This is a genomic window from Nocardia noduli (assembly GCF_019038455.1).
In the GTDB taxonomy this organism is placed as follows: Bacteria; Actinomycetota; Actinomycetes; order Mycobacteriales; family Mycobacteriaceae; genus Nocardia; species Nocardia noduli.
This window is the reverse complement of the sequence record NZ_JAFMPL010000190.1, coordinates 1-6,345: the sequence shown is the minus strand read 5'-3', so window position 1 is coordinate 6,345 and position 6,345 is coordinate 1. Positions and strand designations below refer to the sequence as shown.

6 protein-coding genes are annotated in these 6,345 nt (G+C 67.1%); 5 read left to right on the top strand and 1 reads right to left on the bottom strand.

The window, feature by feature from the left end; genetic code table 11:
* Window positions 1-156: 156 nt before the first annotated feature.
* A complete protein-coding gene (locus JZ792_RS40440; protein ID WP_216918179.1) occupies window positions 157-678 on the top strand; it encodes a DUF501 domain-containing protein in 522 nt (173 codons plus the stop codon).
* On the top strand, window positions 675-1,640 hold the full coding sequence (locus JZ792_RS40435; protein WP_216918178.1) for a Ppx/GppA phosphatase family protein: 966 nt from the start codon (window positions 675-677) through the stop codon (window positions 1,638-1,640). The genes JZ792_RS40440 and JZ792_RS40435 overlap by 4 nt, the downstream gene beginning before the upstream one ends.
* Window positions 1,641-1,695: 55 nt before the next feature.
* Here the strand turns inward: JZ792_RS40435 and JZ792_RS40430 are convergent, their stop codons facing one another.
* Window positions 1,696-2,253 carry a TetR/AcrR family transcriptional regulator gene (locus tag JZ792_RS40430; protein WP_216918177.1) on the bottom strand — a complete coding sequence of 186 codons (558 nt, stop codon included), beginning with the start codon at window positions 2,251-2,253 and terminating at the stop codon, window positions 1,696-1,698.
* A gap of 131 nt (window positions 2,254-2,384) precedes the next feature.
* On the opposite strand from JZ792_RS40430, the gene JZ792_RS40425 reads away from it, so the two are divergent.
* From JZ792_RS40425 to JZ792_RS40415, 3 genes are all read left to right on the top strand, one after another.
* Window positions 2,385-3,320 (top strand): esterase/lipase family protein, encoded by a 936-nt coding sequence (locus tag JZ792_RS40425; protein WP_216918175.1) that lies wholly within the window; start codon window positions 2,385-2,387, stop codon window positions 3,318-3,320.
* A gap of 70 nt (window positions 3,321-3,390) precedes the next feature.
* Window positions 3,391-4,857 carry a peptide MFS transporter gene (locus JZ792_RS40420; protein WP_216918173.1) on the top strand — a complete coding sequence of 489 codons (1,467 nt, stop codon included), beginning with the start codon at window positions 3,391-3,393 and terminating at the stop codon, window positions 4,855-4,857.
* A gap of 90 nt (window positions 4,858-4,947) precedes the next feature.
* A partial coding sequence (locus tag JZ792_RS40415; RefSeq protein ID WP_216918180.1) for an amino acid permease occupies window positions 4,948-6,345 on the top strand: 1,398 nt, incomplete at its 3' end.

The window sequence follows — 6,345 nt, the reverse complement described above, 5'->3', positions numbered from 1 at the left end:
GCCCCGACCCGCGGCGCCCACCCCGTCGAAGGCGCCCGAACCCTGGTACACCGAACTGTGGGAGACCATCTCGCAGCCACAACCCAGCGCGGCGCCCGCGCCGACGTCACCGGCCGGGCCGCCGCCCACAGACCCGTCAGCACCGGAAGGACCACGGTGACCGCACCGACAGACCGCGATCTCGAGATCATCGCCGCTCAACTCGGCCGCGAGCCGCGTGGAGTGCTCGCGGTGGCCTATCGGACGCCGGACGGTCTGCCCGCAGTGGTGAAGACCGCGCCGCGATTGCCGGACGGCACGCCCTTCCCGACGCTGTACTACCTGACCGATCCGCGGCTGACCGCCGAGGCGAGCAGGCAGGAATCGGCGGGTGTGATGCGCGAGATGACCGAACGCCTCGGCGGCGACCCGGCTCTGGCCGCCGCCTACCGCGCCGCGCACGAGAGCTATCTGGCCGAGCGCGACGATATCGAGTCGCTCGGTACCGATTTCACCGGCGGCGGCATGCCGGATCGGGTGAAATGTCTGCACGTGCTGATCGCGCATTCGCTGGCCAAAGGCCACGGACTCAACCCGTTCGGGGACGAGGCGGTGGCGATCGCGGCCGACCACGGGTTGCGCGGTAAGGCGATCCCGGCCGATTGGCCGAAATACGAGCGGACGAAAGAAGACCGATGAACGCATCACCCACCGCGGCGAACCGGGTCGCCGCAGTCGACTGCGGCACCAACTCCATCCGATTGCTGATCGCCGATGTGCTGCCCGACGGCCGCCTCGCCGACGTGCACCGCGAAATGCGGATCGTCCGGCTCGGCCAGGGTGTCGACGCGACCGGATCCCTCGCACCTGAGGCGATCGAGCGGACCAGGGTCGCGCTGGCCGATTACGCCGCGCTGATGCGGGACGCGGGTGTGGGTCGCGTGCGGATGGTCGCCACATCGGCGACCCGCGACGCCGCCAACCGGGAGGATTTCTTCGGCATGGCCAGGGCCGAACTCGGTTCGGTCGTGCCAGGCGCCGAGGCAGAGGTGATCACCGGTGACGAGGAGGCGCGACTGTCGTTCACCGGCGCGATCGGCGAATTGTCCAGCGAGGCCGGACCTTTCGTTGTCGTCGATCTCGGCGGCGGTTCGACCGAATTGGTCTTCGGCGACAGCGACGGCGTCAAGGCCGCCTACTCCGCCGACATCGGATGCGTCCGCATCACCGAACGCTGCCTGCCCGGTAATCCGCCGACCGCCGAACAGGTCGCTGCGGCAAGGGAATTCGCCACCGAGCGGTTGACCGAAGCGTTCGAGCGGGTTCCGGTCGACGGCGCGCACACCTGGGTCGGGGTCGCGGGCACCATGACGACGATCGCCGCCGTCGCGCTCGATCTGCCCGAATACGATTCCGAGCGAGTGCATCTCACCAGCCTGACGCTGGATCAGGTGCGTGACGTCTGTGATCGTCTGATCTCGATGGATCACGATCAGCGCGCCGCACTCGGCCCGATCCATCCGGGACGCGTCGACGTGATCGGCGGCGGCGGTGTGATCACCGAGGTGCTCGCGTACGAATTGTCGCGTCGCGCGGGCATTTCGGCCCTCGTGGTGAGTGAGCACGACATTCTCGACGGAATCGCGCTGTCCATCGCCTGATCCCGGGCGCGCGCATCCCCGGTGTGGATTCGTAACGACGGCCGTCCCGGTCGCGCTACCGGCCCCGTTCCCCCTCGCGGTCGACGAGGTCCATGACCGCCGCGCGCAGATCGGCGCGCGGCCCGTTGTCGTACAACTCGACGAGCGCGATCTCGGCGACCATCGCGACCATCAGATGCGCCACCGCCGTGGGATCGGGCCAGCCGAGCCCGGCCAGATCGCCTTCGACCACGCCCGCGAAGTCGCGATTGCGCGTGGAGACCTCGTCGAGCAGGTCGGTGTCGGTGCGTGATTGCGCGAGAAAAGCCTTGGTGCCGCGTGTTTCCAGGCAGGCGTCCAGATAGGCGGTGACGCCCGCGCGGATGCGTTCGACGCCGGGCGGGATATCCCCGACGCGGGCGGTGATCAGCTCGGCGAGCGCGTCGTGGTACCGGCGGTGCAGCGCGATCACATAGCTGCGCCGATCCGGGAAGTGGTGATAGAAGCTGCCTTTCGCCATGCCCGCCACCTCGACGACGGCATTGATCGACAGCCCACGCAGCCCGCGCTCCTGTGCGACCTGTTCGCCTGCGTTCAGGAGTGCGTTGCGGCCGGGCTCGGCTGGTCGTGGCATGAACTGATCCTCCCCGATCTCTTTGCGTGCGCGCATACCGAGGCTACGCTATGACCGACCGGTCGGTCATAGCGTTCGTGGTCATAGCGTTCACGGAGTACCGGCCGCACCGACGAGATGAGGAGATTTCGATGTCACGCTGGCCGACACATGTCGCGGGAGTCTGCGCGGCCCTGGCCCTGGCCGTCGCGAGCGCGGTGCAGGTCGCCGCCGCCGACGACGCACCGGTCGCGCCGTCCTACAGCTACCTGGGCGGACTCGCCGCGCAGGCCACCGCCCCCGGCGCCGCGCCGCCCGGTGCGAACGACTGGTCGTGTCGTCCCGGTGCCGCCCACCCGAATCCGGTGGTGCTGCTGCACGGTCTGAGCAACGACACCGTCACCTGGAATTCGCTGTCCCCGGTACTGGCCGCCGCCGGATACTGCGTGTTCACCACGACATACGGCACCGGCCCACTCGGCCCGATCGGATCGATCACCCCGGTGGAGGAGAGCGCCGCGCAGATCGGCGCGTTCATCGATCGAGTGCTGGCGACGACCGGTGCGGCGCGGGTCGATCTGGTCGGCCATTCGATGGGCGGCGCCGTCCCCTTCTACAACCTCAACTATCTGGGCGCGGCGTCGAAGATCGACGATTACATCGCCATGGCCGCCCCGCTGCACGGCACCACCCTCAGCGGTATCCAGTCGATGTTCGCCGGATTACTCGAACAGCCCGCGATCGACGAACTGCTGACCAGTAAATGCGGACCGTGCCAGGTCTCCTACGGCGCCCCGTTCCTGCGCGTGCTCAACCCCGATCCCTCGATCGCGCCCGATATCCGCTTCACCACGATCGTCAGTCGCTACGACGAGATCGCCACCCCGTTCACCACCGGTCAGCTCGAGGGGCCGAATGTGCGCAACGTCGTGCTCCAGGATCTCTGCGCCACCGACTACACCGAACACTACGAACTGACCGCGGACCCGGTCGCCGTGCGCGCGGTGTTGAACGCGCTCGATCCGGCACATGCCGAACCGGCCTCGTGCACGGTGGTATTGCCCTTCATCGGCCCGGTCGGACGCTGATCCGATCGGTGACAGCGCCGCGCCGCACGATAGTTGCTGAACAGTTGCGAGATGTGTCACTGTCTCGACCATGTCCCACGACGTGGTGTCGGATCGGCCGATAGCCGGTCGAACACTGTTCGGTCATCCGATCGGTCTGGCGAATCTCTTCGGCGTCGAACTCTGGGAACGCTTCTCGTTCTACGGAATGGTCAGCATCCTCGGGTACTACCTCTACTACTCGGTGACAGACGGCGGCCTCGGGCTCTCGCAGAGCACCGGGGTCGGCATCGTCGGCGCCTACGGCGGTCTCGTCTACCTCTCCACGGTGCTCGGCGGTTGGATCGCCGACCGGCTGCTGGGCATGGAACGCACCGTCTTCTACGGCGGTGTCGTCGTCATGGCGGGCCATATCGCGTTGGCCGCGCTGCCGGGGCTGGCCGGAGTCGGGGTCGGCCTGGCCCTGGTCGCGCTCGGCAGCGGTGCGTTGAAAGCCAACGCGTCCTCGCTGCTGGGCACCCTGTACCCGAAGGACGACGCCCGCATCGACGGCGGTTTCACCCTCTTCTACCTCGGTATCAATATCGGAGCCTTCACCGGCCCGTTGCTGACCGGACTGTTGCAGACCCACCTCGGATTCCACTACGGCTTCGGCGCGGCGGCGGTCGGTATGGCGCTCGGGCTCACGCAGTACGTCATCTTCCGGGGCAATCTGGGCACGCACGGCCGCGAAGTGCCCAATCCTTTGCCCCGCAGGGCGATCGCCCCGATGATCGCGGCGGTCCTGGCCGTCGTGCTCGTCGGGGTGATCGCGTGGATCACCGAACTGGTGACCCTCGACAATCTGCCCGATGTGACGACCGGTGTCATCGCCGTCGCCGCCGTCGTCTACTTCACGATCATGCTGACCAGCGCGAAAGTCGAACCGACGGAACGCAGCCGGGTCCGCGCCTTCATCCCGCTTTTCCTCGCGAACGCGGTGTTCTGGTCGCTGTTCCAGCAGATCTTCACCGTGCTCAGCGTCTATTCCGATGAACGTATCGACTGGAACGTCTTCGGCTGGACCGCGCCGTCGAACTGGATCAGTTCGATCGAGCCGGTCTGGATCATCGCGCTGTCCCCGCTCTTCGCGCTGATGTGGACGCGCCTCGGCAATCGCGCGCCGAGCACACCGCGCAAATTCGCCCTCGGCGTCATCGGGATGGGTGTGGCATTCCTGCTGTTCGTTCCGCTGGCCGGTTTCGACGGGAAAACGGTGCCGGTGCTGCTCGTGGTCGCGGTCATGGCGCTTTTCGCCGTCTCGGAACTGTTGCTCTCGCCCATCGGCCTTGCCGTCACCACCCAGCTCGCCCCGGTGGCGTTCCGCGCCCAGATGATGGCGCTGTACTTCTTCTCGGTCGGCATCGGCACCTCGATGGCGGGCACCCTCGCCCGTTTCTACGACCCGGAGAACGAGGTCGCGTATTTCGGAATCACCGGATCGGTGGCGATTGCCGTCGGCGCGATTGTTGCCGTGCTCGCGCCCTGGGTAAGTCGATATATGGCGGGCGTCCACTGAATCGACCTCTCCGGTAGTCGCCCGATCTCGGCAGACCACAGCATGAAGGAGTAGACCGTGACGATCTCGCGCCGTTCCGGCCGGGGCGGAATGTTCCGCACCAAATCGGTGGAACAGTCCATCCGCGACACCGACGAACCCGATTCGAAACTCCGAAAAGACCTGACCGCCTGGGATCTGACCGTCTTCGGCGTCGCGGTGGTCGTCGGCGCGGGCATCTTCACGCTGACCGCGCGCACCGCGGGCGATGTGGCCGGTCCTTCGGTCTCGCTGGCCTTCGTCTTCGCCGCGGTCGCCTGCGGATTGACCGCCCTGTGCTACGCGGAATTCGCCTCGACGGTGCCGGTGGCGGGCAGTGCCTACACCTACTCCTACGCCACCTTCGGTGAGCTGGTCGCCTGGATCATCGGCTGGGATCTGATCCTCGAATTCGCGCTCGCGGCCTCGGTGGTCGCCAAGGGTTGGTCGCAGTATCTCGGCGAGTTGATGGGGCGCAGCGCGGCCGTCGTCGACCTCGGTCCGATCACCTTCGACTGGGGGGCGGTGCTGCTGATCACCGTCCTCGGCGTACTGCTCGCCGTCGGCACCAAGATCTCCTCGCGTGTCTCGGCCATCGCCGTCGCCATCAAACTGGCCGTCATCGCCCTCGTGCTCGTGGTCGGCATCGGCTACTTCGACAAGTCGAATCTGAGCCCCTACATACCGCCGTCACAGTCCGGCGCCGCCGACGAGGGCATCCACCAGTCGCTGTTCTCCTATTTGACCGGTGCCGGCAACAGCACTTTCGGCTGGTACGGCCTGCTCGCGGCCGCGAGCCTGGTGTTCTTCGCCTTCATCGGTTTCGACGTGGTAGCGACCGCCGCCGAGGAAACGCGGAACCCGCAGCGCAGTGTCCCGCGCGGCATCCTCGGCTCGCTGATCATCGTGACCGTGCTGTATGTCGCGGTCTCGTTGGTGCTCACCGGCATGGTTCCCTACACCGAACTGTCCGGCGGTGACGCCACCCTGGCGACCGCCTTCGCGCTCAACGGCGCGGACTGGGCCAAGAACGTCATCTCCGTCGGCGCGCTCGCCGGTCTCACCACCGTCGTCATGGTGATGTACCTCGGGCAGACCCGCGTCCTGTTCGCCATGTCCCGCGACGGCCTGCTGCCGCGCCGACTCGCGCACACCGGCCAGAACGGAACCCCCGTGCGGCTCACCGTCATCGTCGGCGTCTGCTGCGCCCTGCTCGCCGGTTTCGTCGACTTCGGCACGCTGGAGGAGATGGTCAACATCGGCACCCTGTTCGCCTTCGTCCTCGTCGCGGTCGGTGTGCTGATCCTGCGCCGCACCCGCCCCGACCTGCCCCGCGGATTCCGCGTCCCCCTCGTACCGGTCATCCCCGTCCTCGGCGTCCTGGCCTGCCTGTGGCTGATGCTGAACCTGTCGGTGGAGACCTGGCTGCGCTTCCTGGTGTGGATGCTGATCGGTTTCGTGGTGTATTTC